The organism is Actinomadura verrucosospora (assembly GCF_039540335.1).
Taxonomy (GTDB): domain Bacteria; phylum Actinomycetota; class Actinomycetes; order Streptosporangiales; family Streptosporangiaceae; genus Spirillospora; species Spirillospora verrucosospora.
This window is the reverse complement of the sequence record NZ_BAABEV010000002.1, coordinates 1-26,718: the sequence shown is the minus strand read 5'-3', so window position 1 is coordinate 26,718 and position 26,718 is coordinate 1. Positions and strand designations below refer to the sequence as shown.

The 26,718-nt window shown below is 73.7% G+C and carries 30 protein-coding genes; 15 read left to right on the top strand and 15 right to left on the bottom strand.

The annotated features are described in order from the left end of the window. Positions 1–4: 4 nt before the first annotated feature. Entirely contained in the window at positions 5–934 is a 930-nt protein-coding gene (locus tag ABD944_RS02495; protein ID WP_345171895.1) for a LysR family transcriptional regulator, read from the bottom strand. Between the two features lie 176 nt (positions 935–1,110). Here ABD944_RS02495 and ABD944_RS02490 point away from each other — a divergent pair, with 176 nt between their 5' ends. Further along, the gene (locus ABD944_RS02490; RefSeq protein ID WP_345171893.1) at positions 1,111–2,127 is read left to right on the top strand and encodes an alpha/beta hydrolase; all 1,017 of its coding nucleotides are present in this window, start codon (positions 1,111–1,113) and stop codon (positions 2,125–2,127) included. Between the two features lie 95 nt (positions 2,128–2,222). Here the strand turns inward: ABD944_RS02490 and ABD944_RS02485 are convergent, their stop codons facing one another. Together ABD944_RS02485 and ABD944_RS02480 are read right to left on the bottom strand one after the other, a co-directional pair. Further along, positions 2,223–2,633, bottom strand: a complete 411-nt coding sequence (locus tag ABD944_RS02485) for a hypothetical protein (RefSeq protein WP_345171891.1) — start codon at positions 2,631–2,633, stop codon at positions 2,223–2,225. A gap of 17 nt (positions 2,634–2,650) precedes the next feature. Then, entirely contained in the window at positions 2,651–3,040 is a 390-nt protein-coding gene (locus ABD944_RS02480) for a hypothetical protein (RefSeq protein WP_345171889.1), read from the bottom strand. Positions 3,041–3,208: 168 nt separating this feature from the next. Between ABD944_RS02480 and ABD944_RS02475 the strand changes: the two genes are divergently transcribed. The 3 genes from ABD944_RS02475 to ABD944_RS02465 all read left to right on the top strand — a co-directional run bounded on the left by ABD944_RS02475 (position 3,209) and on the right by ABD944_RS02465 (position 5,878). Continuing rightward, positions 3,209–3,625, top strand: coding sequence for a DUF4260 family protein (locus ABD944_RS02475; protein ID WP_345171887.1), 417 nt, complete (start codon positions 3,209–3,211; stop codon positions 3,623–3,625). 67 nt (positions 3,626–3,692) lie between these two features. Then, on the top strand, positions 3,693–4,025 hold the full coding sequence (locus ABD944_RS02470; RefSeq protein ID WP_345171885.1) for a TfoX/Sxy family protein: 333 nt from the start codon (positions 3,693–3,695) through the stop codon (positions 4,023–4,025). A gap of 317 nt (positions 4,026–4,342) precedes the next feature. Continuing rightward, positions 4,343–5,878, top strand: a complete 1,536-nt coding sequence (locus ABD944_RS02465) for a DHA2 family efflux MFS transporter permease subunit (protein ID WP_345171883.1) — start codon at positions 4,343–4,345, stop codon at positions 5,876–5,878. Between the two features lie 75 nt (positions 5,879–5,953). Here the strand turns inward: ABD944_RS02465 and ABD944_RS02460 are convergent, their stop codons facing one another. Together ABD944_RS02460 and ABD944_RS02455 are read right to left on the bottom strand one after the other, a co-directional pair. Beyond that, the gene (locus ABD944_RS02460; protein ID WP_345171881.1) at positions 5,954–7,489 is read right to left on the bottom strand and encodes an acyl-CoA synthetase; all 1,536 of its coding nucleotides are present in this window, start codon (positions 7,487–7,489) and stop codon (positions 5,954–5,956) included. 58 nt (positions 7,490–7,547) lie between these two features. Then, the gene (locus ABD944_RS02455) at positions 7,548–7,778 is read right to left on the bottom strand and encodes a DUF397 domain-containing protein (RefSeq protein WP_345172498.1); all 231 of its coding nucleotides are present in this window, start codon (positions 7,776–7,778) and stop codon (positions 7,548–7,550) included. A gap of 195 nt (positions 7,779–7,973) precedes the next feature. Between ABD944_RS02455 and ABD944_RS02450 the strand changes: the two genes are divergently transcribed. Beyond that, on the top strand, positions 7,974–8,600 hold the full coding sequence (locus ABD944_RS02450; RefSeq protein WP_345171879.1) for an ATP-binding protein: 627 nt from the start codon (positions 7,974–7,976) through the stop codon (positions 8,598–8,600). On the opposite strand, the gene ABD944_RS02445 is transcribed toward ABD944_RS02450, so the two are convergent. Beyond that, positions 8,581–10,011, bottom strand: coding sequence for an alpha,alpha-trehalose-phosphate synthase (UDP-forming) (locus ABD944_RS02445; RefSeq protein WP_345171877.1), 1,431 nt, complete (start codon positions 10,009–10,011; stop codon positions 8,581–8,583). The two genes, ABD944_RS02450 and ABD944_RS02445, sit on opposite strands and share 20 nt — an antisense overlap. 378 nt (positions 10,012–10,389) lie before the next feature. On the opposite strand from ABD944_RS02445, the gene ABD944_RS02440 reads away from it, so the two are divergent. Continuing rightward, entirely contained in the window at positions 10,390–11,493 is a 1,104-nt protein-coding gene (locus ABD944_RS02440) for an FAD-binding protein (protein ID WP_345171875.1), read from the top strand. Here the strand turns inward: ABD944_RS02440 and ABD944_RS02435 are convergent. Both ABD944_RS02435 and ABD944_RS02430 read right to left on the bottom strand, forming a co-directional pair. Continuing rightward, on the bottom strand, positions 11,457–12,059 hold the full coding sequence (locus ABD944_RS02435) for an HDIG domain-containing metalloprotein (RefSeq protein ID WP_345171873.1): 603 nt from the start codon (positions 12,057–12,059) through the stop codon (positions 11,457–11,459). The two genes, ABD944_RS02440 and ABD944_RS02435, sit on opposite strands and share 37 nt — an antisense overlap. A gap of 33 nt (positions 12,060–12,092) precedes the next feature. Then, on the bottom strand, positions 12,093–12,611 hold the full coding sequence (locus ABD944_RS02430) for a YbaK/EbsC family protein (RefSeq protein ID WP_345171872.1): 519 nt from the start codon (positions 12,609–12,611) through the stop codon (positions 12,093–12,095). Between the two features lie 101 nt (positions 12,612–12,712). On the opposite strand from ABD944_RS02430, the gene ABD944_RS02425 reads away from it, so the two are divergent. Genes ABD944_RS02425 through ABD944_RS02415 form a run of 3 tightly spaced genes read left to right on the top strand, consistent with a single transcriptional unit; the run spans position 12,713 to position 16,589 of the window. Beyond that, positions 12,713–13,405 carry a FadR/GntR family transcriptional regulator gene (locus ABD944_RS02425; RefSeq protein ID WP_345171870.1) on the top strand — a complete coding sequence of 231 codons (693 nt, stop codon included), beginning with the start codon at positions 12,713–12,715 and terminating at the stop codon, positions 13,403–13,405. Beyond that, on the top strand, positions 13,402–14,787 hold the full coding sequence (locus tag ABD944_RS02420; protein WP_345171867.1) for a hypothetical protein: 1,386 nt from the start codon (positions 13,402–13,404) through the stop codon (positions 14,785–14,787). Before ABD944_RS02425 ends, ABD944_RS02420 begins: the two co-directional genes overlap by 4 nt. 5 nt (positions 14,788–14,792) lie before the next feature. Then, positions 14,793–16,589 carry a GMC family oxidoreductase gene (locus tag ABD944_RS02415; RefSeq protein WP_345172496.1) on the top strand — a complete coding sequence of 599 codons (1,797 nt, stop codon included), beginning with the start codon at positions 14,793–14,795 and terminating at the stop codon, positions 16,587–16,589. Between the two features lie 6 nt (positions 16,590–16,595). Here the strand turns inward: ABD944_RS02415 and ABD944_RS02410 are convergent, their stop codons facing one another. Genes ABD944_RS02410 through ABD944_RS02400 form a run of 3 tightly spaced genes read right to left on the bottom strand, consistent with a single transcriptional unit; the run spans position 16,596 to position 19,178 of the window. Continuing rightward, positions 16,596–17,243 (bottom strand): response regulator, encoded by a 648-nt coding sequence (locus tag ABD944_RS02410; protein ID WP_345171865.1) that lies wholly within the window; start codon positions 17,241–17,243, stop codon positions 16,596–16,598. Further along, on the bottom strand, positions 17,234–18,412 hold the full coding sequence (locus ABD944_RS02405; RefSeq protein ID WP_345171863.1) for a sensor histidine kinase: 1,179 nt from the start codon (positions 18,410–18,412) through the stop codon (positions 17,234–17,236). Before ABD944_RS02405 ends, ABD944_RS02410 begins: the two co-directional genes overlap by 10 nt. Then, positions 18,396–19,178, bottom strand: coding sequence for a DedA family protein (locus tag ABD944_RS02400; protein WP_345171861.1), 783 nt, complete (start codon positions 19,176–19,178; stop codon positions 18,396–18,398). The genes ABD944_RS02405 and ABD944_RS02400 overlap by 17 nt, the downstream gene beginning before the upstream one ends. A gap of 204 nt (positions 19,179–19,382) precedes the next feature. Here ABD944_RS02400 and ABD944_RS02395 point away from each other — a divergent pair, with 204 nt between their 5' ends. The 4 genes from ABD944_RS02395 to ABD944_RS02380 all read left to right on the top strand — a co-directional run bounded on the left by ABD944_RS02395 (position 19,383) and on the right by ABD944_RS02380 (position 22,335). Next, positions 19,383–20,198 (top strand): SAM-dependent methyltransferase, encoded by an 816-nt coding sequence (locus tag ABD944_RS02395; RefSeq protein ID WP_345171859.1) that lies wholly within the window; start codon positions 19,383–19,385, stop codon positions 20,196–20,198. A 259-nt stretch (positions 20,199–20,457) separates the two neighbouring features. Continuing rightward, the gene (locus ABD944_RS02390) at positions 20,458–20,955 is read left to right on the top strand and encodes a hypothetical protein (RefSeq protein ID WP_345171857.1); all 498 of its coding nucleotides are present in this window, start codon (positions 20,458–20,460) and stop codon (positions 20,953–20,955) included. A gap of 161 nt (positions 20,956–21,116) precedes the next feature. Continuing rightward, entirely contained in the window at positions 21,117–21,305 is a 189-nt protein-coding gene (locus ABD944_RS02385) for a DUF5999 family protein (protein WP_345172494.1), read from the top strand. A 697-nt stretch (positions 21,306–22,002) separates the two neighbouring features. Then, entirely contained in the window at positions 22,003–22,335 is a 333-nt protein-coding gene (locus ABD944_RS02380) for a hypothetical protein (RefSeq protein WP_345171855.1), read from the top strand. 81 nt (positions 22,336–22,416) lie between these two features. Here the strand turns inward: ABD944_RS02380 and ABD944_RS02375 are convergent, their stop codons facing one another. The 3 genes from ABD944_RS02375 to ABD944_RS02365 are packed head-to-tail and all read right to left on the bottom strand — an operon-like array spanning position 22,417 to position 24,344. Beyond that, on the bottom strand, positions 22,417–22,887 hold the full coding sequence (locus tag ABD944_RS02375) for an SRPBCC family protein (RefSeq protein WP_345171853.1): 471 nt from the start codon (positions 22,885–22,887) through the stop codon (positions 22,417–22,419). Between the two features lie 31 nt (positions 22,888–22,918). Then, positions 22,919–23,716 carry an SAM-dependent methyltransferase gene (locus ABD944_RS02370; RefSeq protein WP_345171851.1) on the bottom strand — a complete coding sequence of 266 codons (798 nt, stop codon included), beginning with the start codon at positions 23,714–23,716 and terminating at the stop codon, positions 22,919–22,921. A 43-nt stretch (positions 23,717–23,759) separates the two neighbouring features. Then, positions 23,760–24,344 (bottom strand): PepSY domain-containing protein, encoded by a 585-nt coding sequence (locus ABD944_RS02365; protein ID WP_345171849.1) that lies wholly within the window; start codon positions 24,342–24,344, stop codon positions 23,760–23,762. A 133-nt stretch (positions 24,345–24,477) separates the two neighbouring features. Here ABD944_RS02365 and ABD944_RS02360 point away from each other — a divergent pair, with 133 nt between their 5' ends. Both ABD944_RS02360 and ABD944_RS02355 read left to right on the top strand, forming a co-directional pair. After that, positions 24,478–25,158: a response regulator transcription factor gene (locus ABD944_RS02360; protein ID WP_345171847.1), complete on the top strand. Its 681-nt coding sequence runs from the start codon at positions 24,478–24,480 to the stop codon at positions 25,156–25,158. A 1-nt stretch (position 25,159) separates the two neighbouring features. After that, positions 25,160–26,617: a sensor histidine kinase gene (locus tag ABD944_RS02355; RefSeq protein WP_345171845.1), complete on the top strand. Its 1,458-nt coding sequence runs from the start codon at positions 25,160–25,162 to the stop codon at positions 26,615–26,617. Here ABD944_RS02355 and ABD944_RS02350 read toward each other — a convergent pair. Then, positions 26,592–26,718, bottom strand: a 127-nt coding sequence (locus tag ABD944_RS02350; RefSeq protein ID WP_345172492.1) for an acyl-CoA dehydrogenase family protein, incomplete at its 5' end; no start/stop codon positions are given. The two genes, ABD944_RS02355 and ABD944_RS02350, sit on opposite strands and share 26 nt — an antisense overlap.

Here is a 26,718-nt window from a genome sequence, read left to right as displayed (position 1 = left end):
GGGGTCAGTCTCCGGCGACCGGTTCGCCGGGCAGCCAGTCGCGGGCAGGGTCGTACTCCAGCCAGCGGTGCCGCCGCCCGTGCTCGGCGAACCCCCGGACCAGCGCGGAGATCATCGGATGCGGCGACCGCCGCGGCCACACCAGCGACCAGGCGTAGAGCGGAACCGGGTCGACGAGGGGGATCGCCCGGACGCCCGGCACGCCGGGCAGCCGGGCGTCGGCGGGGAAGAGCGTGATCCGTCCCGGCTCGGCCAGGAGGCCGGCCTGCAGGTGCTCCACACCGAGGTTGGCGCCGCCGGACGCGGCGCGGACGCCGAACTCGCCGCAGAACCGGCCGATGAAGTCGAGCCGGTCGACGGCCGCGGGGAACCACAGGTCGCGTCCGGCGAGGTCGGACGGGCGGACGCCGGACGCGGCGGCGAGCGGATCCCCGGCGGCGACGAGGAGGTCCACGGGTTCGAGCCGGACGAGGCGGTGCGCCAGCCCGTCCGGCAGCGGCGGGTGCACGCGCCCGAACCCGGCGTCGACGTCGCCGCGCAGCAGCGCCGCGGCCGCCGCGGGAAGGTCGCGGCTCATGCCGAGTTCGACGTCGAGCTCCGGTCGTGCGTCGATCACCGCGGCGACCGTCCGGGACGGGCCGTACAGGTGGCCCCAGAGGTCGAGCCGCAGCGGCCTGCCGACGGCGTGGACCGCGCCGACCGCGGCCTCCGCGGCCCGCAGCGCCTCCCGCGCCGGCTCCAGGAAACGGCGCCCCGCGTCGGTGGGCGCCACGTTCCCGCGGGTGAGGAGCGGGACTCCGAGCGCCGCCTCCAGCCTGGCCACCCGCTTGGACACCGCCTGCTGGGTGATCGAGAGCTCCTCGGCGGCCCGCCCGAAGTGCAGGTGCTCGGCGACGGCGACGAACGCGCGCACCTGGCCCAGGTCGAGGTCCATGCCTCCCATCGTGGGCGACAACCGATGGTTGTCAACCTCGCCGGGCGGCTGTTGGACCGGCCTGCCGCTCGTCCGGTTCGCTGCGGGCACGAGAGCACTCTTCCCTGAAGCGGGATCACCGATCTCCGCGAGCGCCGCGTGCGCGGCAACGCCGTCCTCACCCTGGAGCAGAACCGATGACCGCCTTCTTCGACGAGCCCGTCGCCCCCTTCGCCGCCGCCAATCGGTCGCGTGCCGTCGCCGCCGGCGTCGACCCCCACCAGTACGATGCGGTCACCGCCGGCCTGGCCTCCCTGCGCGAGTGGACGGACGCGTTCGTGCGGACCGGGCGGGAACACCTCGCCCGCGCCGGGAAGGCGCGGCTTCCGCGCTCGGCGGGCGAAGCGTTCCGCGACGCCGCGCTGTGGTTCCACTTCGCGACGGTCCTGCCGAACCCCGACCTCGCCGAGCACGGGCGGGCCGCCGCGGCGTCCGCCGACGCCCTGCGCCGCTCGCTCGCCCGCCTCGCGCCGGACGCCGAGCACCTCACCGGCCCTGACTTCACCGGCGTCCTGCGGCGTCCCTCGCCGGACGCTCCCCTGGTCGTCCTGGTGCCGGGCATGAACTCCGGCAAGGTCGAGTTCATGCCGATCGCCGAGGCGCTCCTGCACCGCGGTCTCGCCGCGCTCGCCATCGACGGGCCCGGCCAGGGAGACCTCGCCGTGCGCGGCCCCTGGAACCCGGACTACCAGCGAGTCGTGGGGCAGGCCCTCGACGCCGTGGACGGCCTGCCCGCCGGCGTCGGACTGGTCGGGCTCAGCATGGGCGGCTTCCTCGCGTCCGTCGCCGCGCGGCACGAACCGCGGATCGGCGCCGTCGTCACCGTCAGCGGGCCCACCGCCCTCACCTGGGACGAGCTTCCGCCCTATGTGACGGAGTCGTTCGTCCTGCGCATGGGCGGGGAAACCGCCGCCCGCGAGTTCGCCGACCGGGTGACCGCACCCCCGGTTCAGCAGCCGCTGCGCGTCCTGGACGGCGGGCTGGACGTCATCCCCGGCGTCGCCGGCGGCGCCGAACTGGCCCGCCGGGCGGCGAACGGCGAGTACGTCCTGATCCCTGAGGGCAACCACCTCCTGGAGAACTGCCGCTGGGCCTGGCTCCCCGACACGCTCGACTGGCTCGCCGCCCGGCTGGCGAACCCGAGGTCGTCCTGACCAGCGTGGTCGCCGACGCCGACCCGGTCGTGGCCGAGTGACCTCGCGGGGGGGCGGCCCGCAGCGGGAGCGCCTGCGACTACCGGTTTCGGCTCCTAGCCCGCGAAGACCGCGAGCCTGGCCTCCACGTCCTCACGGGGCAGTTCGCGAAGGCTGACCCGTGATTCCAGCGCCTCGTGCAGGACCGGATACATGTTCGTGGGAGACCACTGGGCGTTGATCGACTTCTCGTCCAGGAACAGGGTGGGAAGGCCGTCGACCACGGGGACCGCCTCGAAGGGCGCGGAACCGGGGAAGAACAGCGCCGGCCTCGCATCGGCGCCCGGGTAGTGGAACCCGATCCGCTGGTGGTCGATGAGCTCCTGCGCCTGCTGGTGCTGCTGCGGGGTCAGGCCCCGGTTCCGCGCGTACCGCACCGCCGCGGGGTCGGTCGGCTCGGCTCCGAGATAGCCGGGGCCCGCGTGGCGTTCGAGGGCGTCCTGGGCCAGAGCGAAGAAGTGGTACATCCGGTCCTGGACGCCGGTCAGCCCGAGGACGAAGCCGCGCCGGCCGCGCGGACGAGGTCGGGGGACGCCTGGAACAGCTCGTCCTGCGCACTCGCCCCGCCCTGCGCCGTGAACTGCTTCGCCAGGTGCAGGTAACGCTCCGTCACCCGCATGACCGCGTCGACCGGAACCGTGACCGAGCCGCCGCGCTCGACGAGCACCCCGCACACGAAGGCCATCATCCCCGCGCGGAAGACGTCACCGGACCCGAGCGAGGCGGCCAGCTCCGCCATCGCGGCATCGACATCGGTGATGGACCCCAGGAAGGCCTGGACCTCGTCCCGGCCGATCAGGTCCGTTCCGCCCCGGCATTCGCCCAGGTCACTCGGCTGCCGGACGAACTCCGCGATCCCCACCGTCTGCGACATCCGATCATGCTAGCGGCGCGCGGGTCCCGGGCGCGGCCCTTTCCCCCGGCCCCCGCACGAGCCCGGCACGCCGTCTCGCACGCACTAAACGATAGCTAGCTTGACAGCTAATGCTCTTAGCTTTACTCTGGCTAACATCATTAGCCGACCTTCCGAAGGGCCGTCATCGTGAGCGCAGCCGTCACCCGGAGCGAGATCCCCGGCATCCGCACCCTCCGCCGCGCCGCATGGTCCGCCGGCGCGCTCTTCTGGACGGCCTTCGCCGTCCTCGAAGGCGTCAACCACGGGTGGCTCGCGGCGCTCGCCGCGCTCGCCTTCTTCATCGCCCCCGACCTGACCTTCCTCGTCGGGCTGCGAGGATCCGGCACCGTCGAGCACGGGCGGCTCCAGCCGCGCGCCGTGCCGTACTACAACGCCGCGCACCGAGCCCTGGTGCCGTTCACGCTGATGGTGCTCTACACGGTCGCCCCCATCACCTGGGCGCCCATCTTCGCCGCCCTGTGCGGCTGGATGGCTCACATCGCCCTCGACCGCGCCTTCGGCTACGGCCTTCGCACGAAGGAGGGCCGCCGGCGCCACGGCTGACGGCGGCCGGCCGTCGCGGGCGAGGGCGCGAATGATGAATGTCGGGCGCACGGGAGAAGATGGCCGGGTGAGCTACGACGAGGAACTGGCCGACCGCGTGGAGGATCTGCTCGGAGCGAGGCGTGACGCGACCCCGAAGCGGATGTTCGGCGGCCTCGCCTGGATGGTGAACGGCAACATGGCCGTGGTCGTGAGGAGCAAGGGCGGACTGATGGTCCGGGTCTCCCCGGACGACCACGACGACCTGCTCGCCGAGCCGGGCGCCGCCACGACGGTCATGCGCGGCCACCCGATGCGAGGATGGATCACGGTTTCGCCCGAAGCCTGCGCCGCGCCGTCCGACGTGGCCGCGTGGGTGGATCGAGGACTCGCCTACGCCCTGTCCCTGCCCCCGAAGTAGCGGCGAGACGCCGGGCCCGGGGACTCCGGTCGGGGACCTGCGGCCGAGGGAGCGTTCAGATGTCGCGTCTGTCACACTTGGTCGGCCTCGGGGGCGATGGCCGCGGAAGGCCGAACGGCGCGGAGCAGGGCAGATTTGTCGGACCCCGCTGGAATACTCCCGAAGCGCTCGAAGTTTAATCGTTCGCGAAAGTGTCAGTCACTGCAGTAATTTGCCGCAGTACCCAGGCGAGCCCCTGAGCGAGCCCTGACAACCCCCTGAGCAACGTGACCACGGCCCCCGCGTGCCCACATGCGGGCCTGACGATTGGAAGAGAGTTGACCGCTCCCGCATCTCCCAAGGTGGCGGACGGCCCGCTGGAGGATTCCGGCACCGGAGGAGGCCTGGACCGCGGTGTGCTCGCCACGGCCATGGTGGTCGTCCTCGGGGCGATCATGTCCATCCTGGACGTGACGGTCGTCAATGTCGCGATCAACGACCTGGCGAAGGAGTTCGAGACCTCGCTGGCGACGATCCAGTGGGTCGCGACCGGCTACACCCTGGCGCTGGCCACCGTGATCCCGATCACGGGATGGGCCTCGGCCCGGTTCGGCACCAAGCGCCTCTACATGATCTCCATCGGGCTGTTCGTCGCCGGTTCGATGCTGGCGGGCATGGCATGGTCCGCCGAGTCGCTGATCGCCTTCCGGGTGCTGCAGGGCCTGGGCGGCGGCATGATCATGCCGGCCGGCATGACGATCCTGACCCAGGCGGCGGGTCCGCAGCGGGTCGGCCAGGTGATGAGCATCGTCGGCGTGCCGATGCTGCTCGGCCCGATCCTCGGCCCCATCATCGGCGGCTACCTCGTCGACGACGTGTCGTGGCGGTGGATCTTCTTCATCAACCTGCCGATCGGCATCGTCGCCCTGACGCTGGCCGCGCGGATCCTCAAGAAGGACGAGCCGAAGCCGGCCGAGCGCCTCGACTTCATCGGGCTGCTCCTGCTCTCCCCCGGCCTGGCCTCGCTGATCTACGGTGTGGCCAAGGGCGCCGAGATGAAGGACTTCCTGAAGACCGGGTCGCTGGCCTTCTGGGCCGTCGGCGCCGTGCTGATGCTCGGCTTCGTGGTCCGGGCGCTGAAGGCCAAGAACCCGCTGATCGACCTGCGGCTGCTCAAGCGGCGCTCGGTGGCGGCCGCGTCCGGCACGATGGTGCTGTTCATGGCCGCGTTCATGGGCGCGATGCTGCTGCTGCCGCTGTACTACCAGACCGTGCGCGGCGAGGGCGCCCTCCAGTCCGGCCTGCTGCTGGCCCCGCAGGGCCTCGGCGCGATGATCACGATGCCGATCGGCGGCAAGCTGACCGACCGGATCGGCCCCGGCCGGGTCGTGCTGGTCGGCATGGTCGTCGTGGTGCTGTCGGTGTCGGGCTTCGCCTCGATCCTGGAGGCCGACACCTCCTACTGGGCCCTCGGCGGGACCCTGTTCGTGATGGGCCTCGGCATGGGCATGACGATGATGCCGACCATGGCGGCGGCCATCCAGACGCTCGTCCACGACGAGGTGCCGCGGGCGAGCACGATGCTGAACATCATCCAGCAGGTGTCCGCGTCCATCGGCACCGCGCTGATCTCCGTCCTGCTGGCCAACCGGCTGGTCTCGGAGCTCGGCGGCGGGGCCGGCGGCGAGATCGGCAGCGCCGAGAAGGTGCCGCCGGCGATCATGCAGAAGATCGCCGGGCCGATGGCGAGCGCGTTCCAGCACACCTACTGGTACTCGGCCGGGCTGCTGCTGCTGGCGTTCCTGCCGGCGCTGCTGCTGCCGCGCAAGAAGCCGGACACCCCCGTGGCCGACGCGCCGATGCCGATGCACTAGAACGTCCCTGGCGCGTTCCAAACCCCGGCCGACCCCTCAGGGGCCCCGGCCGGGGTTTGGCCTTTCAGGGCCGCCTCAGGCCGTGGCAGGGCGCACGCCCGCCCAGTACTCGTCCTTCAGCAGCCGCTTGTAGAGCTTGCCGGTGGGGTGCCGGGGCAGCTCGGCGCGGAAGTCGACCGAGCGCGGGCACTTGTAGTGGGCGAGCCGGTCGCGGCAGTACGCGATCAGCTCGGCCTCCAGCGCGGGGCCCGCGTCGTCCATGGACAGCGGCTGCACGACGGCCTTGACCGCCTCCCCCATCTCGGCGTCCGGGACGCCGAACACCGCGACGTCGGCGACCTTCGGATGCACCGCGAGGACGTTCTCGGCCTCCTGCGGGTAGATGTTCACCCCGCCACTGATGATCATGTAGGCGCGGCGGTCGGTGAGGTAGAGGAAGCCGTCCTCGTCCACGTGCCCGACGTCGCCGAGGGTGGTCCAGCCGTGGCCCCAGGGGTCGCGCGACGCCGCGGTCCTGGCCTCGTCGGCGTGGTACTCGAACGCGGGGCCGTTGCCGAAGTAGAGCGTGCCGGGCTCGCCCGGCGGCAGTTCCCGGCCCTCCTCGTCGCAGACGTGGACCTCGCCGAGGATGGGACGGCCGACGGTGCCCCTGTGGGCCAGCCAGTCCTCCGAGTTCGTGTAGACGAAGCAGTTGCCCTCGGTGCCGGCGTAGTACTCGTGCAGGATCGGCCCCCACCAGGCGATCATCTGCTCCTTGACCGGGACGGGGCAGGGCGCGGCGGCGTGGACGGCGCAGCGCAGCGACGAGATGTCGTAGCGGGCGCGGGTCTCCTCCGGGAGCTTGAGCATCCGGATGAACATGGTCGGAACCCACTGGCTGTGCGTGACGCCGTACTTCTCGACCGCGGCGAGGGCCTGCTCGGCGTCGAACTTCTCCATCACGACGACGGTGGCGCCGAACCGGTGGAAGTTGAGCGAGTACCGCAGCGGCGCGGCGTGGTAGAGCGGCGCCGGGGACAGGTAGACCGAGTCGGCGTCGGGCTGGAAGAGGAACGCCAGCAGCTGGTACAGCGTCCCGCCCTCGCCCATCGGGGCCTTGGACAGGGCCGGTTTGACGCCCTTGGGGCGGCCGGTCGTGCCCGACGAGTAGAGCATGTCCGCGCCCTCGCACTCGTCCTCGATCGGCGTGGGCGGGTGCTGGGCGACGCGCTCCTCGTAGGAGGCGTAGCCGGGGGCCGTGCCGCCGAGCATCAGGCGGAGCGGCACGTCCGGCGGCGACTGCGCGGCGGCCTCCATCGAGGCGCTGGTGATGAAGACCTTCGCCTCGCAGTTGCCCGCGATGTAGGCGACCTCGTCGGACTGGAGGCGCGAGCTGATGGCGGTGTAGTAGAGCCCGGAACGCTGCGCGGCCCAGGCGACGGCCAGGTACAGCGGATGGTTCTCCATCATGAACGCGATGTGGTCCCCGGGGCGCAGCCCCTCCGCGCGGAGCAGCTGCGCGAGCCGGTTGGACTCCTCGTTCAGTTCGCGGAAGGTGACGACCCGCCCGGAGCCTGCCATGACCACGGCGGGCTTGTCAGGCGTCCGAGCGGCGATCTGCCCCAGGTGCATGGCCGCAACCTACCCGGCCGGGGCAGCGAATGGAATCCCATTCGGTTTTGCTGCGGGGTCAGACGAGCATGTGGTCGAAGTCACCGTCCTTGGCTCCCCCGACGAACGCCTCCACCTCCTCGCGCGTGTAGACGAGGATCGCTCCCTCGGGGTCCCTGGAGTTGCGCACGGCGATCTCCCCGGTGGGGAGTTCCGCCATCTCGACGCAGTTGCCGGACGGGTTGCTCCGCCGGCTCTTCTGCCAGACGAGCCCGCCGCACCGGACGTCCGACATCTGGTGGCCGTCCATCATCGCCCCCTCTAGGCGTCTCGGCCTCCCTGTCCCGGGAGACCGCGATCTCGCCCCACCCCACACCATGGTACGAGATGCACGTGCATTCGTTCTTGCATTGGTTCATGCAGACGGTCTTGCATCTGCACGGCTTGGGGAGCAAGATAGCGAACGCTCGCCGGTGACCAACCCGCACGCCTCTGAGGTTTGACCATGACCGTTGACCAGGCAGACGACGTCGCAGCCCACGCCGCCATGGGGGGCGGGCGGCCACGGCACTTCTCGGCCGTCCGCACGCCCTGGCCGGACGCCCCGCCGATGACGCTCGGCCCGAACGCCCCCGGGGAGGCCGCGCGCGGCCCCGCCTCGACCCCCGGCCTCGCCGGGCTCTGGCCGGCCCCGCACGCGGGCACGCCGCGCACGGCCCGCCGGGTGCTCCCGGCGGAGATCACCGCACCCCGGTCCGCACGCGAGTTCACCCAGGTCACGCTGGACGCGTGGGGTCTGGCCGGCGACGCCGGAGACGTGGTCGTCGCCGTGTCGGAGCTGGTGACCAACGCGCTGCGGCACGGCCTGGAGGGCCTCTCCCAGCCGCTCCCGCTGTGCCCCATCCAGCTCGTCCTGATCGGTCACCCGAGGCGGCTCGTGGTGTCGGTGACCGACCCGGGCGCACGCGCGCCCGAGCCGGTGCCGACCGAACCCGACCGCTGCACCGAGGGCGGCCGGGGCCTCGTCGTCGTCGGCGCGGTCAGCGACTCCTGGGGCTGGGCGCGCCTGGCGACCGGAGGAAAGGCGGTCTGGGCCGCCTTCGACCTGCGGTTCAGCTCTCCAGCCCGCTGACAGCCTGCTCCGCGGCCTGGCGCGCCGGGTTCTCCAGCTCGCTGAGGAACTCCTGCGCCCACCGGTCCACGTCGTGCTCGATGACGCGGCGGCGCATGACGCGCATGCGCCGCGCCTGCTCGGCGGGCTCGGCGTTCAGCGCGGCCATCAGCGTCCCCTTCAGGCCGTCGATGTCGTAGGGGTTGACCTGGAAGGCGCCGCGCTTCAGCTCGGCGGCGGCCCCGGTGAACTCGCTGAGCACGAGCGCGCCCCGCAGGTCCTTGCGGCAGGCCACGTACTCCTTGGCGACCAGGTTCATGCCGTCGCGCAGCGGGGTCACCACCATCACGTCCGCCGCGAGGTACAGCGCGGCCAGCTCGGCGCGGTCATAGGAGCTGTGCAGGTAGTGGATGACCGGAAACCCGATCTCGCCGTGCTCCCCGTTGATCCGCCCGACCAGCTGCTCGATCTCCTCCCGGAGCAGCTGGTACTGCTCGACGCGCTCCCGGCTCGGCGTCGCGATCTGCACGAACACCGCCTGCCCCGGCTTGATGTGGCCCTCCTCGACCAGCTCTCCGAAGGCCTGGAGCCGCTGCGTGATGCCCTTGGTGTAGTCGAGGCGGTCGACGCCCAGCAGCACGGTGGCGTCACCGAGGTCGGTGCGGATCTCCTGCGCCCGCTCCAGGACGTCCTCGCGCCCGACCAGGTCGTTCAGCTCTCCGACGTCCACCGAGATGGGGAACGCGCGGGCGCGCACGACGCGGTCGTCCCAGAAGACGTTCTGCTTCGAGAAACGGGCGTCCAGGAGCCGCCGGCAGAGCCGCACGAAGTTCGCCGCCGCCCCGGGGAGCTGGAAGCCGACCAGGTCGGCGCCGAGCAGCCCCTCCAGGATCCGGCGCCGCCACGGCAGCTGCCAGAACAGCTCCACCGGCGGGAACGGGATGTGCAGGAAGAAGCCGATCCGCAGGTCGGGACGCAGTTCGCGGAGCATCTGCGGCACGAGCTGGAGCTGGTAGTCCTGCACCCAGACGATGGCGTTCTTCGAGGCGACCTTCGCCGCCGCCTCGGCGAAGCGCCGGTTGACGCGGACGTAGGCGTCCCACATCGCCCGGTCGTAGACGGGGGTCGCGACGACGTCGTGATAGAGCGGCCACAGCGTGGCGTTCGAGAAGCCCTCGTAGTAGAGCTCCACCTCCCGCGCGGACTGGGCGATGGGGTGCAGCGACATGCCGTCCTCCTCGAACGGCTCCAGCTGCTCGTCCGGCGCGCCCGTCCAGCCGATCCACGTGCCCTTCCTGCGCCTCATCACCGGGGCGATCGCGCTCACCAGTCCGCCCGGACTGCGCCGCCAGCGCGGAACGCCGTCGGCTCCGACATTCCGGTCCACCGGCAACCGGTTGGCCACCACCACGAACTCACTACCGCGCGACACTCTGCGACCCGCCTCTCCAGGAAACTCTCAGCGCTCACTCATGCCCACATACGGTCAACGGGAACATCTTGTCATTTCGACGCAAAGGGCCCGACGCCCGCAAAGGGGGATGTCAGACGGTCGGGGCGCCCCGGAGGGGGGATTGGATCGGGCCATATTCCTTTCCCGGCAGGTGACCCCTGTTGATCCGTGGGTCACACGCCCCGATCGGCCACAGGAAAATGTTATCCAGATCACATCCCCGTAACCCGGCGGCGAGGCCGCGGACTCCGGGGGGAGCCCTCTCCCCGCCTGCGGGAGAATCTAGAATCACCGCGTGGGCGGCCGCGACGGGCTGACGTCACCGGAGGCGGTGACCATCGGCGAGGGGGCATCGCATTGCGTGACTTCGGGGGGATCGTCGAGCGCTCGCCGGCGCGGGTCGTACGGCCGGCGTCGGCGCGGGAGGCCGCGGAGGCGGTCCGCGAGGCCGCCGCGCACGGCCTGGAGACGGTGCCGCGCGGCCTCGGGCACTCTACCTACGGGCAGTCCCTGACCGCAGGCGTCTTGCTCGATCTCGGCGGGCTCGCGGGCGTGCACGAGGTCGGCCCCGACCGCGCGGTCGTCGGCGCGGGGACGAGTTGGCGCGCGGTCCTCGCCGCGACGCTGCCGCTCGGGCTGACCCCGCCCGTGCTGACCGACCATCTCGACGTCACGGTCGGCGGAACGATCTCCGCCGGGGGCGTCGGCGGGACGTCCCACCGGTACGGGACGCAGGCCGAGAACGTCCTCGCACTGGAGGTCGTCACGGACGGGGAGCTCGTCACCTGCTCCCCCGACGTCCGCCCCGACGTCTTCGACGCGGTCCGCGGCGGGCTCGGCCGGCACGGCGTCATCACCGCGGCGACGCTGCGGCTCGTCCCGGCGCCCGGGCGGGTGCTGAGCTGCACGATCCCGTGCCGGGACGCGGCGGACCTCCTGCGCGTCCAGCGCGAGACGCCGGCCGACCACATCTCGGGCCAGGCCAAGCACTCGGAAGACGGCTGGGCGTACGAGGCCAAGGCCGTGCTGTACGGCCAGGGCGAGCCTCCTCCGGGCACTGCGGAGACCGAGGAGCTCTCCTACGCCGACTTCGCCGCCCGGATGGGACCCGACGTGGAGGAGCTGATCGCCCTCGGCGAGTGGGCGCGCCCGCACCCGTGGGGCATCGTCCTGCTTCCCGGCCCCGCGGCCGCCGCGCTGATCGGGTCGACGGTCGCCGGCATGACCGCGGCGGATCTCGGCCTCGGCGGCGCCATCGTGGTCAAGGCGCTGCGGGGCGGCCGTGTCCCGATGCTGAGGGCGCCGGACGACCCGGTCCTGTTCGGCGTGCTGCGCACCGCCTCACCGGGGTGCGCGTCCGTCGCGGAGATGCTCGCCGCCAACCGGCTTCTGCTCGACCGCGCCGAGGCGGTCGGCGGCGTCCGCTACGCCGTCGACGCGGTCCCGCCGCCCACGGGGTAGGCGGACTGGAAGGCCAGCCGCCGGTCGGCCCCCGCGGCGATCCGCTCGCAGATCTCGTCGAGGTCCATGAAGGCCTCCCATTCCGCCTGGCCGGACGCGGCGGCGAGCACCTCCACGAGTCGCTGTTCGAGGCCGGTGATGCGCTGCCCCTTCCAGATCGCGTCGGCGAGGCTGACGAGCAGGTCGTCGACGCCGGCGCTGGGGTCCTTCCAAGACGAGTGGGTGCGGGCGAAGCGCGCCAGCCGCTCCTCGACGCCCCGCTCCCGGAGCAGCGCGTGCCCGGCGCGCTCGTGCTCGGCGCCGGGGCCGGACAGCTCGGCCGGGTGCAGCGCCTTGCCGATGTCGTGGGTGGCGGCGCCGAACAGGACGGCCTCCGCGTCCACGGCGAGTCCGGGACGGCGCTCGCGCGCCCAGTCGACCAGGTCGGCGGCCACGTCGTGGACGGCCCGCAGGTGGGCGGCCAGCCGGGGCGGGGCGTCGAGGTCCTTCAGGAGGCGGGCGGCCCGCTCCGGCAGCAGACGGAGCCCGGGTTCGGTGAGCGCGCGGCGCAGGATCGGCGAGGGCATCCCGGCACGGTAGCGGCTTCCCGGCCCGCCCCCCTACTGCGCCAGAGCGATGACCTCCGCTCCGGGGAGCCCGGCGAGGGCCTTGCCCGGTACGAGGATCTTCGATTTGCGCAGGCCGCTGCCGATGACGACGAGCGGGGCGGCGGCGACGGCCTCGTCCACGAGGATCGGCCAGCCCGCGGGGAGGCCGACCGGGGTGATGCCGCCGTACTCCATCCCGGTCAGGGACGTCGCGTCGGCCATCGGCGCGAAGGAGACCTTCCGGGCGCCCAGGTGCTTGCGGACCACGCCGTTGACGTCGGCGCGGCCGGTCGCGAGGACCATGCAGGCGGCGTGAGCGACCTCGCCCCCGCGCTTGGCGGCGACGACCACGCAGTTGGCGCTGACGTCGAGGGGGACGCCGTAGCGCTCGCAGAACGCCGCCGTGTCGGCGAGGTCCGGGTCGATCCCGGCGGCCTCCGCGCCGGGAAGGCCGCCGATCGCCGCGGCCACCGGGGCCGCCAGCAGTCCGGGCCGTTCGTTCGCGGGTCCCCAGTCGAGCGTGCCGACCATGTCTCATCCCCTCTCGTGATGCCCCCACCCTGCCACGGTCTTGACGGCGGAGCTCCGAGCGTGGTCCAGTGGCTCATCCACTCATCCTCTGGAGGTCATCGGTGCCGTCCTCCCCGATCCCCCGCGACACGGTCGTCGACGCGCTCGTCGACCGGCTGCGCGACGACGTGCTCGGCGGCCGCTACCCGCCCGGCTCCTACCTGCCGCCGGAGCGCGACCTCGCCGCCGGCTACGCGGTCACCCGGACGTCGCTCAAGCACGCGATCGTCCGGCTCGCGCAGGCCGGCCTGCTGGAGACGCGGCACGGCGTGGGGACGCGTGTCCGCGACTACGAGCGGCTGGGCGGGCCCGAACTGCTGCCGATGCTGGTCAGCACCGTCGGCACGGCCTGGATGGCGGAGATCTTCGAGGTGCGGCGCGAGGTCGGCGCGCAGGTCGCGGCCAAGGCGGCGATCCACGCGACCGCCGAGCAGCGGGCCCGGCTCCGGGAGCTGGCCGCGCGGGTCGGGGACGCCGCCGGAGCCGACGAGGCCCAGCTGGCCGAGTGCGAGGTCCACCGGGTCATCGCGGCGGCCACCGGCAACCGGGTCTACGGGTTCATGGTCAACGCCCTGCTGAACGCCTACCTCGCCGTCCGGGAGGGCTTCACGCACGCCTTCGCCGACCCGGCGGCGGCCGCGGACCGGCTCGCCCCCCTGGTCGACGCCCTGTGCGACGGCGACGCCGCGCGGGCGCGCGAGGCGGCGGGCGCGTACTTCACCGAGACCGAGTCGGTCATGCGGGGCCTGCGATGAGCGCGCGGCGCACGGTCTTCGCCGAGGTCATGGAGGGGTCGCTGCGGCTCGCCGGGGAGGACCGCGACCGCCCGATGCGGCTGGAGCTGACCGCCGACCTGCCGGGCGTCCTGCGCCCCTGGGGCGACGCGGAGGGGGCGCTGACCGGACGCGTCCACGTGCCGGGCTGGGCGGACGACCCGGCGGCGTCCGGGCGGCTGCGGGTGGCGCCCGTAGCGGCGCGCCGGATCCGCTACACGCTGGGCTTCACCGCCGTCGACGGACGCCGGCTGCGCCTGGACGGCTGGAAGACCGTCAGCGCGCGGCACCCCGTCCGGTCGATGACGTTCCTGCCGCTCACGGTGACCGGCGAGGACGGGACCGTGGTGGGTGAGGCGCGGCTGCGCTTCCACCTGCGCCGGGACCTCGCCCGCTTCCTCGGCGGCTTCCGCTTCCCCGGCCCCGATCCCCTGCGGTCGCGCTGGCGCGGGCAGGCGGGGCGGCTGGAGGTCTGGTACACGACGCTGACCGACCCGGCGACCGGGACCGGCGTCTGGATCCACCATGAGCTGGTCGCGCCGGACAGGGGCGCGGCGGACGCGGGCGCCGCCCGGGCGCACGGCTGGGCCGCCGTCTTCCCGCCCGGCGAGGCGCCGGTGCTCGGGCGGTTCGGCCCGGAGCAGTGGAGCGCCCCGGAGGACGCCGTGTTCGCCGCCGGGCCCGTCGAGCAGACCGGCGGGCGGCTCACCGGCACGGCCGGGGCCGTCGCCTGGGACCTGCGCGAGTCGGGAGGCGGAGCGCCGCTCTACACGTTCCCGCGCTGGGCGTGGGAGTCGGAGCTCCTGCCCGCCGCGCAGATCGTCCCGAAGCCTGCCGCCGCGTACGACGGCGTGGTGCGGTTCGGCGACCGCGTCCTCGACCTGGCCGCCGCGCCCGGCGCGTCCGCCCGCATCTACGGGCACGGGAACGCGCGGCGCTGGGCGTGGCTGCACGCCGACCTCGGCGGCGGCGACGTGTGCGAGATCGTGGCGGCGGTGTCGACGCGCCCGGGGCTGGACCGGCTCCCCCCGCTGCCGTTCGTCCGGCTCCGGGTGGACGGCGCCGACCTGGCCGCCGGCGACCCGCTGCTCGCGGCGCTGCGGCTGCGCGCCCGCATCGGCCTGCCGGTCTGGACGGTCCACGGCCGCATCGGCGACCGGCGCCTCCACGTGCGCGTGGCGCTGCCGCCCGGGGAGACCGTCGCGGTCGACTACGCCGACCCGGACGGCGCCCCGGCCGTCTGCCACAACTCCGAGCGCGCCGACGTCCGGATCGCGCTGGCCCGGCGGGCGGGACGCGGCTGGGAGACCGAGCGCGAATGGCGGCTGGACGGCACCGGCCACGCGGAGGTGGGGCTGCGGTGAGCGCGATGACCGGCACGGTCGCCGCGCTGCTCGGCATCGAGGACGCCGGCGACCTGGCGCGGGTGTCCGCCCGCGCGGAGGCCATCGGCCGGGCGCTCCCGGCGCCCGCGCGGCTCGGCCTGCGCGCGGGCGCGGGCGCCCTGGACGCGCTGTCCCGGCTCGCCACCGGTCACCCGCTGGACGCTCTGGACCCCGATCGCCGCGACGCGTTCTGCGCCCTGCTGACGTCCCGCGAACCGGCGGCGCGGCTCGTGGAGGCGCTGAAGATCCCGCTGCTGCTCGCCGCCGGCACCGAGCTGCTGCCGCTCCCCCGGACCTCCGGCGACCCGCGCCCCGACGCGCCGCTGGACTGCACGCCCTCGGACGGCTGGCCCGCGTGCGCGACCGCCGACGCCGTCGTGATCGGCTCGGGCGCGGGCGGCGCGATGGCGGCGCGGACCCTCGCCCGGCGCGGCATGTCGGTCGTCGTCCTGGAGGAGGGCCGGCGGTTCACCGTCGCCGGGTTCCGCGACCGGCCGCCGCTCGACCGGTTCCTCGACCTGTACAGGGACGGCGGCTCCACCGTCGCGCTCGGCCGTCCCCCGGTGCTGCTGCCCCAGGGCCGCGCGGTCGGCGGGACGACCGTCGTCAACAGCGGGACCTGCTACCGGACGCCGGACCGCGTCCTGCGGCGGTGGGCGGCGCTCGGCGTCCAGGTCGGGGACTTCGGCGACCACCTCGACGAGGTCGAGGCCACGCTGCGGGTCGCGCGGCAGCCGCTCGGGCCCCTCGGCCGGAACGGGCTGCTCGCGCTGGAGGGCGCCGAGCGCCTCGGCTGGCGCGCCGGGCCGCTGCGCCGCAACGCGCCCGGCTGCGTGGGCAGCGGGCAGTGCGCCGCCGGCTGCCCGCACAACGCCAAGCACGGCGTCCATCTGAACGCGCTCCCCCAGGCCTGCGAGGCGGGGGCGCGGATCGTCTCCCGGGCCCGCGTCGAACGCGTCCTCGTCGAGCGCGGCACGGCCACCGGCGTGCGCGCGCGCCGCCCGGACGGCACGGCCTTCGAGATCCTCACGCCCCGCGTCGTCGTCGCGGCCGGCGCCCTGGAGACGCCGCTCCTGCTGAGGCGGTCGGGCATCGGCGCGCATCCCGAGCTGGGACGCGGCATGGCCGTCCATCCCGCGACGAACATCGCCGGGCGGTTCGCCGAGCCCGTCGTGTCCTGGTCGGGGGTGATGCAGAGCGTCGGCGTCGAGGAACTGCACGGCGACGGGATCCTCATCGAGGCGACCGCGAGCCCGCCCGGCATGAGCTCGTTCCCGCTGCCGGGCGCGGGACGGGCGCTGCGCCGCGCGCTGCGGGACGCCGACCGCCTCGCCGTGCTCGGCGCGATGATCGCCGACGCCCCCTCGGGCCGCGTGCACGGCGCCCGGCACCGCGCGCTCGTCCGCTACGACCTCGCCCGGGAGGACGCGGCCCGGCTGCGGCGGGCGCTCGTCGCGATGGGCCGGATCCTGTTCGCGGCCGGCGCCGAGGAGGTCCTCACCGGCCTGCCCCGCCACCCGGTCGCCCGCGACGAGGCAGAACTCACGCGCGCCGCGGCCATGGCCTCCGCCGGCGACCTGCACCTGGCCGGGTTCCACCCGACCGGGACCGCGAGGCTCGGCGCCGACGCCGCGCGGGCGCCGGTCGACCCGGCCGGGCGGCTGCGCGGCGTGCGGGGCGTGCACGTGGCCGACGCGTCGGTCCTGCCGACCTGCCCCGAGGTGAACCCGCAGCTCACCATCATGGCGATGGCGCTGCGGATCGCCGAGGGGATCGGGTAGGCGCCGTCAGGAGCCCAGGTACCGCAGGACGGCCAGGACCCGGCGGCTGTACCCCGTCGCGTGCGACAGGTCGAGCTTGTCGAAGATGGCGTTGACGTGCTTCTCGACGGCGCTCTGCGAGATGTGGAGGTGCGCGGCGATCGAGGCGTTGGTGTGCCCCTGCGCCATCGTGTCGAGGACGTCCCGCTCGCGCGGGGTCAGGCGCGCCAGCGGGTCGCCCTGCGCGCCGTGCGCGGCCAGCAGCCGGCGCACCACCTCCGGGTCGAACGCCGCACCGCCCGCCCCGACGCGCTCCAGGGCGTCGAGGAACTCGTCGACCTGCGCGACCCGGTCCTTCAGCAGGTAGCCGACGCCCGCGGTGTCCGCCGTGATCAGCTCGGCGGCGTAGCGCTTCTCCACGTACTGCGACAGCACGAGCACCCCGATGCCCGGCCAGCGCCGCCGGATCTCCAGGGCGGCGCGCAGCCCCTCGTCGGTGTGGCTGGGCGGCATCCGGACGTCGACCACCACGACGTCGGGCGGGCCGGCGGCCACCGCCGCGATCAGCGCGTCGCCGTCCCCGACCGCAGCCTCCACCCGGTGGCCCTCCTCGGCGAGCAGCCGCACCAGGCCCTCGCGCAGCAGCGTGGAGTCCTCCGCCAGCATCACCCGCACGGCAGCTCCGCGGTGATCACGGTCGGGCCGCCGCGCGGGCTGTCCACGGAGAACGTCCCGTCAAGCGCGGCGACCCGGCGGGCCAGCCCGGCGAGCCCGCCGCCGCCCGGGTCGGCTCCCCCGTCCCCGTCGTCCTCGATGCGCACGCCGATCATTGTCGCCGATCCCGCCACGGCCACCCGCACGGACGCGGCGCCGGAGTGCTTCGCGGCGTTCGTGACGGCCTCGCAGACGACGAAGTAGGCCGCCGTCTCGACCGCGTGCGGGGGCCTGCCGGGGACGTCGTACTCGATCGCCACCGGCAGCGCGGACCGCTCGGCCACGGTCTCCAGCGCCGCCCGCAGGCCCTCGCCGTCCAGCGCGGCCGGGTAGACCCGCCAGGTGACCTCCCGCAGGTCCGCCAGCGCCCGCTGCGACTCCTCGTGGGCCTGCCTCAGCAGCTCGGCCGCCCGCTCCCCGTCGCCGGCGCGGCGGGCCCGCCCGATCAGCATGCCGAGCGCCACGAGCCGCTGCTGGACGCCGTCGTGCAGGTCGCGCTCGATGCGGCGGCGCTCGTCGTCCACCGCGTCCACCACCTGGGCCCGCGTCACCGACAGCTGCGCGATGCGGCGCTCGTACTCCTCCAGCGGGCTCGGCCCGAGGCAGCGCCTGGCCACGCTCCGCTCCATCGCCGCGACCCCGACCAGGCCCTGGACGGCGAGGAAGAGCAGCACCACGCCCGCGACGGCCGTGTAGAGGACGATCCACCAGGTCGGCGGGATGCCGTCCAGATGGTCGCCCGTGATCCACCAGCCCACCGCCAGCCGGACCGCGGCCGCCGCCCCGTAGGCGAGCAGCAGCAGGATCACGCCGCCGAGCAACCCCACCGGCACCCGCAGCACCAGGTACGCGAGCGCCTTCAGCGGGCCGTACCGGACCGCCCGGTCCTCGCCGAGGAACGCCCGGAGCCTCCAGAGCTCCAGCTCGGCCAGGAGCTCGGCGCCGTCCGCGACGGCCGCGGGCACCTTACGGCGCCCGCGCGAGAACGCCATCGAGTACGCCATCAGGATCGCCGCCACCGCCAGCAGCACCAGCTCCGCCGCGGCCGTGACCGCGCCGAGCAGCAGGCCCGCCGCGGCCCGCGCCGCCGCGCGCGGCCCCCCGCGCGGCACCTCAAAAGTTGCGATCACGTGTGAGCTCTCTCGCCTCCGCTCGATGGCCCCCGCTCGCCTCCGCTCGCCGATTCCCGCTCGCCTCCGCTCGATGGCCCCCGCTCGCCTCCGCTCGATGGACCCCCGGCCCGGGCCGCGCGGACCGGCGGGACTTCACGATACGTACGGCGACGAACGCCACCGCCGCCAGCCCGACCAGCGCGACCACGGCCTTGGAGTAGACGCCGACGTACTCCTCCACGGTCCGCCAGTTGTCCCCGAGCCCGTACCCGGCCAGCACGAACACCGTGTTCCACAGCAGGCTGCCGAGCGCGGTGTACAGCACGAACGTCGCCATCCTCATCCGCTCGACCCCGGCCGGGACGGAGATCAGGCTGCGGAAGATCGGGATCATCCGGCCGAAGAACACGGCCTTGGCGCCGTGCCGGGCGAACCACGCCTCCGTCCGGTCCAGGTCGTCGAGCTTGACCAGCGGCAGCCGCGCCACCATCGCGCGGATCCGGTCCCGCCCGATCAGCGCCCCGATCCCGTACAGGGCCAGCGCCCCGGCCACACTGCCGGCCGTCGTCCACGCGAGCGCCGCCACCAGGCTCATCCGGCCCTGCGCGGAGGCGAACCCCGCCAGGGGCAGGATCACCTCGCTCGGCAGCGGCGGGAACAGGTTCTCCAGCGCGATCGCCAGTCCCGCCCCGGGCGCGCCCAGCTTGTCCATCAGGTCCGTCGCCCACCCCGCGACGCCTCCCGCGGGCTCGCTCCCGGCCGCCGCGTACATCGTCTCGATCATGCTGACGACGCTAGGAACCGGGCGGCCCCGCCACCATGGAGCGCACCGCCGATCCACCCGGCCGCGCGCCGCACCCCCACCCTGCGGAAAACCGCACCCCGACCGCGCCGAAACCCCGGACGGGCGCGGGAATCGGCCCTAGTGTTGGATCACCGCCGTCGCCCGTTCAGGGGATCTGGGCGCACAACAGAAGGAGCCGCGCGCGTGGCCGACGACCTCCCCGAGAACGCACCTCCGGGCATCGACCCCTCCACGCCCACCTTCGCGCGCGTGTACGACTACTTCCTCGGAGGCAAGGACAACTTCGCCGCCGACCGCGAGGTGGCCGACATGGTGATGCAGCTCGTGCCGGAGGCCCCCGTCGTGGCCCAGGGCAACCGGGTCGCCATCGAGCGGGCGGTGACCTACATGGCCCGCGACCTCGGGATCGACCAGTTCGTCGACATCGGATCCGGGCTGCCCACGTCGTCCAACGTGCACCAGTTCGCCCGGGCGGCCAACCCGGACGCGCGGGTGGTGTACGTCGACAACGACCCGATCGTGCTGGCGCACGGCCGGGCGCTGCTGACCGAGACCGGCGTCGCGACGTTCATCCAGGGCGACCTGTACGAGCCCGAGAAGATCTTCACCGACCCCGCGCTGACCGGGCTGCTCGACCTCTCGCGCCCGGTGGGCATCGTGCTGGCCGCGATCATCCACCACGTGCCGGACGAGCGGGACCCGGCCGGGGTCGTCCGGGCGCTGCTCCCGTTCCTGGCGCCCGGCAGCCACGTCGTGCTCACCCACCTGCACGACTCGGGCGACGACCCGCGCGTGGAGGAGGCCAAGCGCATCCTGCAGTCGGGGCTCGGCGGGTCCTACTTCCGGCACTCCTCCGAGGTCGAGCGGTTCATGGAGGGCCTCACGATCCTGGAGCCGGGGGTGGCCCACGTGACCGAGTGGCGGCCCGCCGGGCCCGCCGGGCCGCTGGAGCACCCGCTGCACACCCAGATCGTCGCCGTGCTCGGGCGGAAGGACTGATCGGCGGATTCAGCGGAGAGTGAAACCGGTTCCGCCGGCGACGGGCGAGGGAGGAGCCTCGGAGGCCCGATTCCCGCAGGCCGCGCGGTTACGGACGGCCTCGCCCCCCGGTTTCGGACCCGAGTCCGGTCATGATCCAGGTAAAAGATCTTTTTGATCGACTTTTCCGTTTAGAGCCTTTCTTGTAGCGTTCGCAGCGTTTTGTGAAGTGCATTCATGATCGGACTTTCCCGCCACAAGATCATGTGAGGACGCCGCGATGCCCCTGGCGACAGGCCTGGCCGCGGCCGCGCTCGTGGGCCTGCTGACGCTCCTGGCCACCGCGCGGCACGGCAGGCGACCCGACCGCTCGGACGACGGGCACCCCGAGTCGCTGACGGCCGTCCTCGACCCGGGGGACGAGGAGTACCTCGCGTGGCTGGCCGACCACCACTGGCCGGCTGACGAGTACCTCGACCTGGAGCACGAGTGGCGGATCGAGCTGGAGTTCGGCGAGCCGGCGGGCCACTACGAGTCGCCGCTGTGCCCCCGGTGCGATCTGCGCCGCGAGGACGTCTGGCCGTGCCCCGCCTGCGGCAGGCTCCTGCACTCCTCCTGCGGCCACGGGATGCGGCGCCGCACGGTCGAGCGCCCCTACCGGACGCACGGCACCAACTCCGAAGCGGTCGTCGCCGAGTGGATCTGCACGGGCTGCACCGCCGTCGTCGGGCTGGACGTGGACCACGGCGGCGAACCGGACGGTGGCATCTTGCGGTGAATCGCCCGTGATTGCCCGAGCTTCGGCGGGTTCACACGCGGTCGAGGGTAAAAAATTCGCCAGCCACTTGCATATTTCGGACGTGGCGCGGCAGGCTGCAATATGTCCTTAATCACGTGGGACACCCGTGGAGGAACCCTGTGACCGCCCAGAACGACACCATCTGCCAGCACCAGCCGTCCTGTCCGCTGCCGGACGACCTCGACCGCGAGGCCGCCCGCATCATCGCCGCCCACCCCGAGCAGGGGTGGAGCCTCCTGTGCAACGGCGTCGTCGTCTTCGACGACACCGGCGAGCTCCTTCCCGACGGCCGCGTCATCGCCCCGCACCGCCCCACCACCGCCGCCTAGAGCCGGCGCCCCGTCCCGGCACGATCGTCCATCGCGTGCCGGTCGTCGCCGACGCCGGGCGAGCCGCTGCCGCCCGGGACACCGCGCGCCGTATCGGCGCCCCTGACGGCACACGCCCTCAGAGACGGCCATCCGCCGCAGACTCCCGCATGAGTTCATGAACCGGCGCTCGTTCCCGAACGCGCCGGCCCGCGGCCCGCGCGCTGAAATCCTCCACTCCCCCGGGCCACCGCCGCCGCGGCGTGACCGCCGCGCTGTGGCCGCCGCGCTCTCCACGCCCCGCCGTGGAGCTCCCCGCGCCCCGCGAAGCCGCGCCGCTCCGGCAGCCGCCGCGACCCGGCGCCGTTCTCCCAGCTCCGGCCCACGCCGAGACCACCTTTCCGTGCCTTCATGAGGCGACCACCACCGGACTCCAACCCGCGTGCCAAACCCTGGCAGCGTGCGACGAAAGCCCGCGTGTCGTGGCGCCCCCGCGTGAGAAACGCGCTCAGCCTTGGAGGCGAGATCGGACAGGGGCGAGGCGACCCCGGACGGACCACGCCCGTGCGCGCGCGTCCGCATGAGACGTCACGCCCCGTCCGTCTCCAGCGATCCGCATGTCGGGCTCCCATCCGGCGGGCGATCCCGGTAGCGTTCAACTGTTTTGCTACTTACGCAACATTCATGCGGAACTCGACCGCGAAAGGACGGTGTGGGTGTGGTCACAGTCCTGGTCCTCGCGTCCCTGGTCGCCCTGTTCGGCCTCTTCCTGCCGAACCTCCTCCACCCCATGCCGCCGCGACGCGCCCCGGAACCGGCGCCGCCCTCTCCTGAGCCGCGGCACCACGCCTCCGAGGCGTCGCCCGCCGTCCCGCCCCCCGCCGCCGAGCCCCCGGGCCACCCGGAGTCCATGACCGCCGAGCTGGACCCGGGCGACGAGGAGTACCTCGCCTTCGTGGCCGACGAGCTCTGGCCCGACGACGAGTACCTGGAGCTGGAGCACACCACCGACGGCGAAGAGGAGTCCGGCGGCAGCAGCATGCGCATGTGACCGGGCGAGCGGGCGTGGAGCGTTCCGAAGCGCAGGTGGCCGGGTGCCCGGCCGCCGTGTCCGGCGGACGCGCGCGACCGGCTACGCCGTGGGGAGGGGAGCGCCCGTCTCCATGAGGGTCTTGAGGCCGGACAGGACGTGCGGCCAGCCCTGCCGCGACATGCTCAGCAGCACCTCGCCGCCCTCGTGGACGACGGTCAGCCGCACCGTCTCCCCGACGGGTTCGAGCTCGCAGGTCACCTTCGAGCGCGGTTCCCGCAGCAGCCGGGCCCGAGTCCCCTCGTCCACGCCGGCGGACCGCGCCCACTCCGGCGTGAAGGTGTGCCAGGTGTAGGAGAGGCGCCGTCCCGGCTCGGCTTCGAGGACGACCTGCTCGGGGTCGGACGTCGTCGCGCCCTCCTCGTGCCAGATGACGGCGGACCCCGGCCGCCAGTCGGTCTCGAAGGCGACGCCCCAGTAGCGGCGGGTGAAGGCCGGGTCGGTGAGAGCCTCCCAGAGCCGCTCCGGCGTGCTCCTGATGTAGATGGTGTAGACGAACTCGTTTCCGGTCATAGCGTCCTGTTCCAGCGGGCCTGGGGGGCGTTCAGGGCTTGCGGCCCACGGCGCCGTAGGCGTCCACGGCCTCCTGCTCGGCCGCCGCGTCCGGCCGCCAGTGCGTCACCGGGACGATGCCCGGCTCCAGGAGTTCCAGGCCGTCGAAGAAGCGCCCGATCCCCTCGGGCGTCCGCAGGACGAGGGACGCGTTGCCCGAGGCGTTCCAGACGTCCACGATGCGGTCGGACGCCGCGCCGTGCACGACGTTCGTCCCGTCGTACATGGCGAAGTAGCTGCCGGAGGGGACCGCGTCCATGAGCCGCCGCACGATCCCGTACGCCTGGTCGTCGTCCGTCACGAACTCCAGGATGCCCATCAGCGTGAACGCGATCGGACGGCTGAAGTCGAGCGTCTCGGCGGCGCCCTCCAGGATCGCGTCCGGGTCGCGCACGTCCGCGTGGATGTAGGCGGTGCTCCCTTCGGGCGTGCTGGTGAGCAGGCCCTTCGCGTGCTCCAGGACCAGGGGGTCGTTGTCGACGTACACGATCCTCGACTCGGGGGCGGCGCGCTGGGCGACCTCGTGGGTGTTGTCCACCGTGGGCAGCCCGGTGCCGATGTCGATGAACTGGCGGATCCCGGCCTCGGCGGCCAGGTGCCACACCACCCGGTTCAGGAAGAGCCGGGAGGCCCGTGCCAGCCTCGCGACGTCCGGCAGCATCCCGAGGATCTGGTCCCCGACCTCGCGGTCCACCGGATAGTTGTCCTTGCCGCCAAGCCAGTAGTTCCAGATGCGCGCCACATGCGGGACGCTCGTGTCGATGCCTGGCACGGGTTTCCGGTCGCTCATGCGCCCACCCCCTCGGCCGATCCCTTCCCTTTACGGGACGGGGTCAGTCATCGTCGTCCCCCTTCTGGGCGGCCGCCTTGCCGGTCGCGTCGTCCACGGTGACCTCGTGCTCGCTCCCGTCAGACCCGGTCACGTCGACCTCCCAGACCGCCCTGCCGCCGTCGCGGTCGAAGCCGGCGGACGTCGCGTGGCCGGGAACCGCCTTGAGCGCGGCGGCGGCCGCGCCGGCCACGGAGGTCCTCGCGCCGCTCAGCGCGGTGGCCTCGCCCTTGTCGTCGTCCCCCTTCTCGGGGCGGTCGGCCGCGACCTTGCCGCTGCCGGAGTCGACGACGACCTTGCGCGCGGTGCCGTCACTGGTGAGCACCTCGACCTCCCAGACGGTGGCGCCGTCCTCGCTCTCCAGCTCGATCTCCCGCACCTTCCCGGGGACCGTCTTCAGCGCCGCGTCCGCGGCCTGCGCCAGCGAGACGGCGGTCCGGGCCGGCTTCTCCCCGGACGGCGAGTCGCCCTCGCCGCCGTCCGCGGCGGCGATCGCGGCCGTGGCTCCTCCCGCCGCGAGGGCGCCCGCGGCGACCACCGCGACCAGCAGGCCGCGGCCCGCGACCATGCGCCGTGCGTCGAACCTCATCGCAACTCCCATCTCCGGGTGCCGTGCCGGCCTGTCCGGCCGCACCTTCCGCCCTGGACGATGCCGGGCGTTCCTGTAGCGCCGCTGAAGCAACCTGAAGCCGCCTTCAGGTGCGGTTTGGCAGGCTGTGGGGATGCGCCTGCTGATCGTCGAGGACGAGAGACGCCTGGCCGCCTCGCTCGCGCGGGGCCTGACGGCCGAGGGGTTCGTGGTCGAGGCCGTCCACGACGGCGCCGAGGGGCTGCACCGGGCGCTCGGCGGCGGCTACGACCTGATCATCCTCGACATCATGCTGCCCGGGATGAACGGCTACCGGGTGTGCGCGGCCCTGCGCGCGGCGGGCGACGAGACGCCGATCCTGATGCTGACCGCCAAGGACGGCGAGTACGACGAGGCGGAGGGCCTGGACACCGGCGCGGACGACTACCTCACCAAGCCGTTCTCCTACGTGGTGCTGGTGGCCCGCGTCCGCGCGCTGCTGCGCCGCCGGACGCGGGGCGCGGCGCCCGCCATCGTGCTCGGCGACCTCACCGTCGACCCGGCGGCGCGGCGCGTGCACCGGGGCGAGACCGAGGTGGAGCTGACCGCCAAGGAGTTCGCGGTGCTGGAGCACCTGGCGGCGAACGCGGGCCGCGTCGTGTCGAAGGCGCAGATCATGGAGGCGGTCTGGGACATCGCCTACGACGGGGACCCCAACATCGTCGAGGTGTACGTGAGCGCGCTGCGGCGCAAGCTCGACGTCCCGTTCGGACGCCGGTCGATCACGACGGTGCGCGGCGCCGGGTACCGGCTCGCCCGGGACGGGGGCGCCTGAGATGCCCCGCCGCCCGGCGTCCGTCCGCGCCAGGACCACTCTGGGCGCGACCGCCGTGGTGGCCGTCGCGCTCGTCGCCGCCGGGCTCGCGGTGGTGCTGCTGCTGCGCTCGAACCTCGGCGGCCAGGCCGATCTGAAGGCCGAGGTGGCGGCCCGCGAGGTGGCCTCGCAGCTCGCCGCCGGCACCCCGTTCGCGGTGCTCGACCTGCCGGACGGGGAGGACCATCCCGTGCAGGTCGTGGACGAGAGTGGCCGGGTGCGGGCGGCCAGCGAGGACCTGCGGCGGATCCACGGGACCGGCTCCCCGGACGTGCGGCCTGGGCAGCCCCCGCGGGGCGGCGACGATGACGGCGGCGGTGACGACGATCCGGCGCGCGGTGAGGTGTCGGGCGACGACCCGGCCTTCTCCACGGGCCGCGCCACCGTCGACGACCACACCGCCGACTACCGGTTCGCGGCCGTCGAGGTGACCACGCCGCAGGACGAGACCGTGACCGTCTACGCGGGCGCCGACCTGGCCGCCGCCCGGGACGCGGTGGGCACCGCCGTCCGGGCGATGCTCGCGGGGCTGCCTCCGCTGCTCGCCGTCGTCGCGGGGGTGACGTGGCTGGTCACGCGGAGGGCGCTGCGCCCGGTGGAGGCCGTCCGGGCGGAGCTGGCCGAGATCACCTCCTCCGGCGACCTGGCCCGGCGGGTGCCGGTGCCGGACGCGCGGGACGAGATCGCCGGACTGGCCGCCACCACGAACGCGACGCTCGCCGCGTTGGAGGAGTCGGTGGCACGGCAGCGCGGGTTCGTCGCGGACGCCTCGCACGAGCTGCGCAGCCCCATCGCCTCGCTGCGCACCCAGCTGGAGGTCGCCGCCGCGCATCCGGAGCTCCTGGACGTCGGCGGGCTGGTCGAGGACGTCCTGCGGCTCCAGCGGCTCGCCGCGGATCTGCTGCTCCTCGCCCGCATCGACGCCGGGGACCGTCCGCCGGCCCGGCCCGTCGCGCTCGGCGGGCTCGTCCTGGACGAGCTGGAGCGCCGCGCGCCCGGCGACCGGATCGCCGTGCGGGCGTCCATCGAGGCCGATCCGCGCGTCATGGGCGTGCCGGGGCGGCTGTCGCGGGTGGTCGGCAACCTGCTCGACAACGCCCAGCGCCACGCGCGCTCGGAGGTCCGCCTGTCGGTGGGCGAGGAGGCGGGAACGGCGGTGGTGCGGGTCGCCGACGACGGCCCGGGAGTGCCGCCCGCCGACCGCGAGCGGATCTTCGAGCGGTTCGTGCGGCTGGACGACGCGCGCAGCCGCGACGAGGGCGGCGCGGGCCTCGGGCTCGCCATCGCCCGCGACCTGGTGCTGGCGCACGGCGGGGACCTCGCCGTCCGCGAGGCCCCCGGCGGCGGCGCGCTGTTCGAGGTGCGGCTTCCGGCCGCCGACCCCAGCTCCCCGGCTACCGGAGGATCTGGCGGGCCATGACCATCCGCTGGATCTGGTTGGTGCCCTCGTAGATCTGAGTGATCTTGGCGTCGCGCATCATCCGCTCCACCGGGAACTCCCGCGTGTACCCGTACCCGCCC

Coding starts and splice junctions, on each gene's coding strand:
- ABD944_RS02495 (WP_345171895.1), bottom strand. CDS start 934: ATGGACCTCGACCTGGGCCAGGTGCGCGCGTTCGTCGCCGTCGCCGAG.
- ABD944_RS02490 (WP_345171893.1), top strand. CDS start 1,111: ATGACCGCCTTCTTCGACGAGCCCGTCGCCCCCTTCGCCGCCGCCAAT.
- ABD944_RS02485 (WP_345171891.1), bottom strand. CDS start 2,633: ATGTACCACTTCTTCGCTCTGGCCCAGGACGCCCTCGAACGCCACGCG.
- ABD944_RS02480 (WP_345171889.1), bottom strand. CDS start 3,040: ATGTCGCAGACGGTGGGGATCGCGGAGTTCGTCCGGCAGCCGAGTGAC.
- ABD944_RS02460 (WP_345171881.1), bottom strand. CDS start 7,489: ATGCACCTGGGGCAGATCGCCGCTCGGACGCCTGACAAGCCCGCCGTG.
- ABD944_RS02455 (WP_345172498.1), bottom strand. CDS start 7,778: ATGGACGGCCACCAGATGTCGGACGTCCGGTGCGGCGGGCTCGTCTGG.
- ABD944_RS02450 (WP_345171879.1), top strand. CDS start 7,974: ATGACCGTTGACCAGGCAGACGACGTCGCAGCCCACGCCGCCATGGGG.
- ABD944_RS02435 (WP_345171873.1), bottom strand. CDS start 12,059: ATGCCCTCGCCGATCCTGCGCCGCGCGCTCACCGAACCCGGGCTCCGT.
- ABD944_RS02430 (WP_345171872.1), bottom strand. CDS start 12,611: ATGGTCGGCACGCTCGACTGGGGACCCGCGAACGAACGGCCCGGACTG.
- ABD944_RS02420 (WP_345171867.1), top strand. CDS start 13,402: ATGAGCGCGCGGCGCACGGTCTTCGCCGAGGTCATGGAGGGGTCGCTG.
- ABD944_RS02415 (WP_345172496.1), top strand. CDS start 14,793: ATGACCGGCACGGTCGCCGCGCTGCTCGGCATCGAGGACGCCGGCGAC.
- ABD944_RS02400 (WP_345171861.1), bottom strand. CDS start 19,178: ATGATCGAGACGATGTACGCGGCGGCCGGGAGCGAGCCCGCGGGAGGC.
- ABD944_RS02390 (WP_345171857.1), top strand. CDS start 20,458: ATGCCCCTGGCGACAGGCCTGGCCGCGGCCGCGCTCGTGGGCCTGCTG.
- ABD944_RS02375 (WP_345171853.1), bottom strand. CDS start 22,887: ATGACCGGAAACGAGTTCGTCTACACCATCTACATCAGGAGCACGCCG.
- ABD944_RS02370 (WP_345171851.1), bottom strand. CDS start 23,716: ATGAGCGACCGGAAACCCGTGCCAGGCATCGACACGAGCGTCCCGCAT.
- ABD944_RS02365 (WP_345171849.1), bottom strand. CDS start 24,344: ATGAGGTTCGACGCACGGCGCATGGTCGCGGGCCGCGGCCTGCTGGTC.
- ABD944_RS02360 (WP_345171847.1), top strand. CDS start 24,478: ATGCGCCTGCTGATCGTCGAGGACGAGAGACGCCTGGCCGCCTCGCTC.
- ABD944_RS02355 (WP_345171845.1), top strand. CDS start 25,160: ATGCCCCGCCGCCCGGCGTCCGTCCGCGCCAGGACCACTCTGGGCGCG.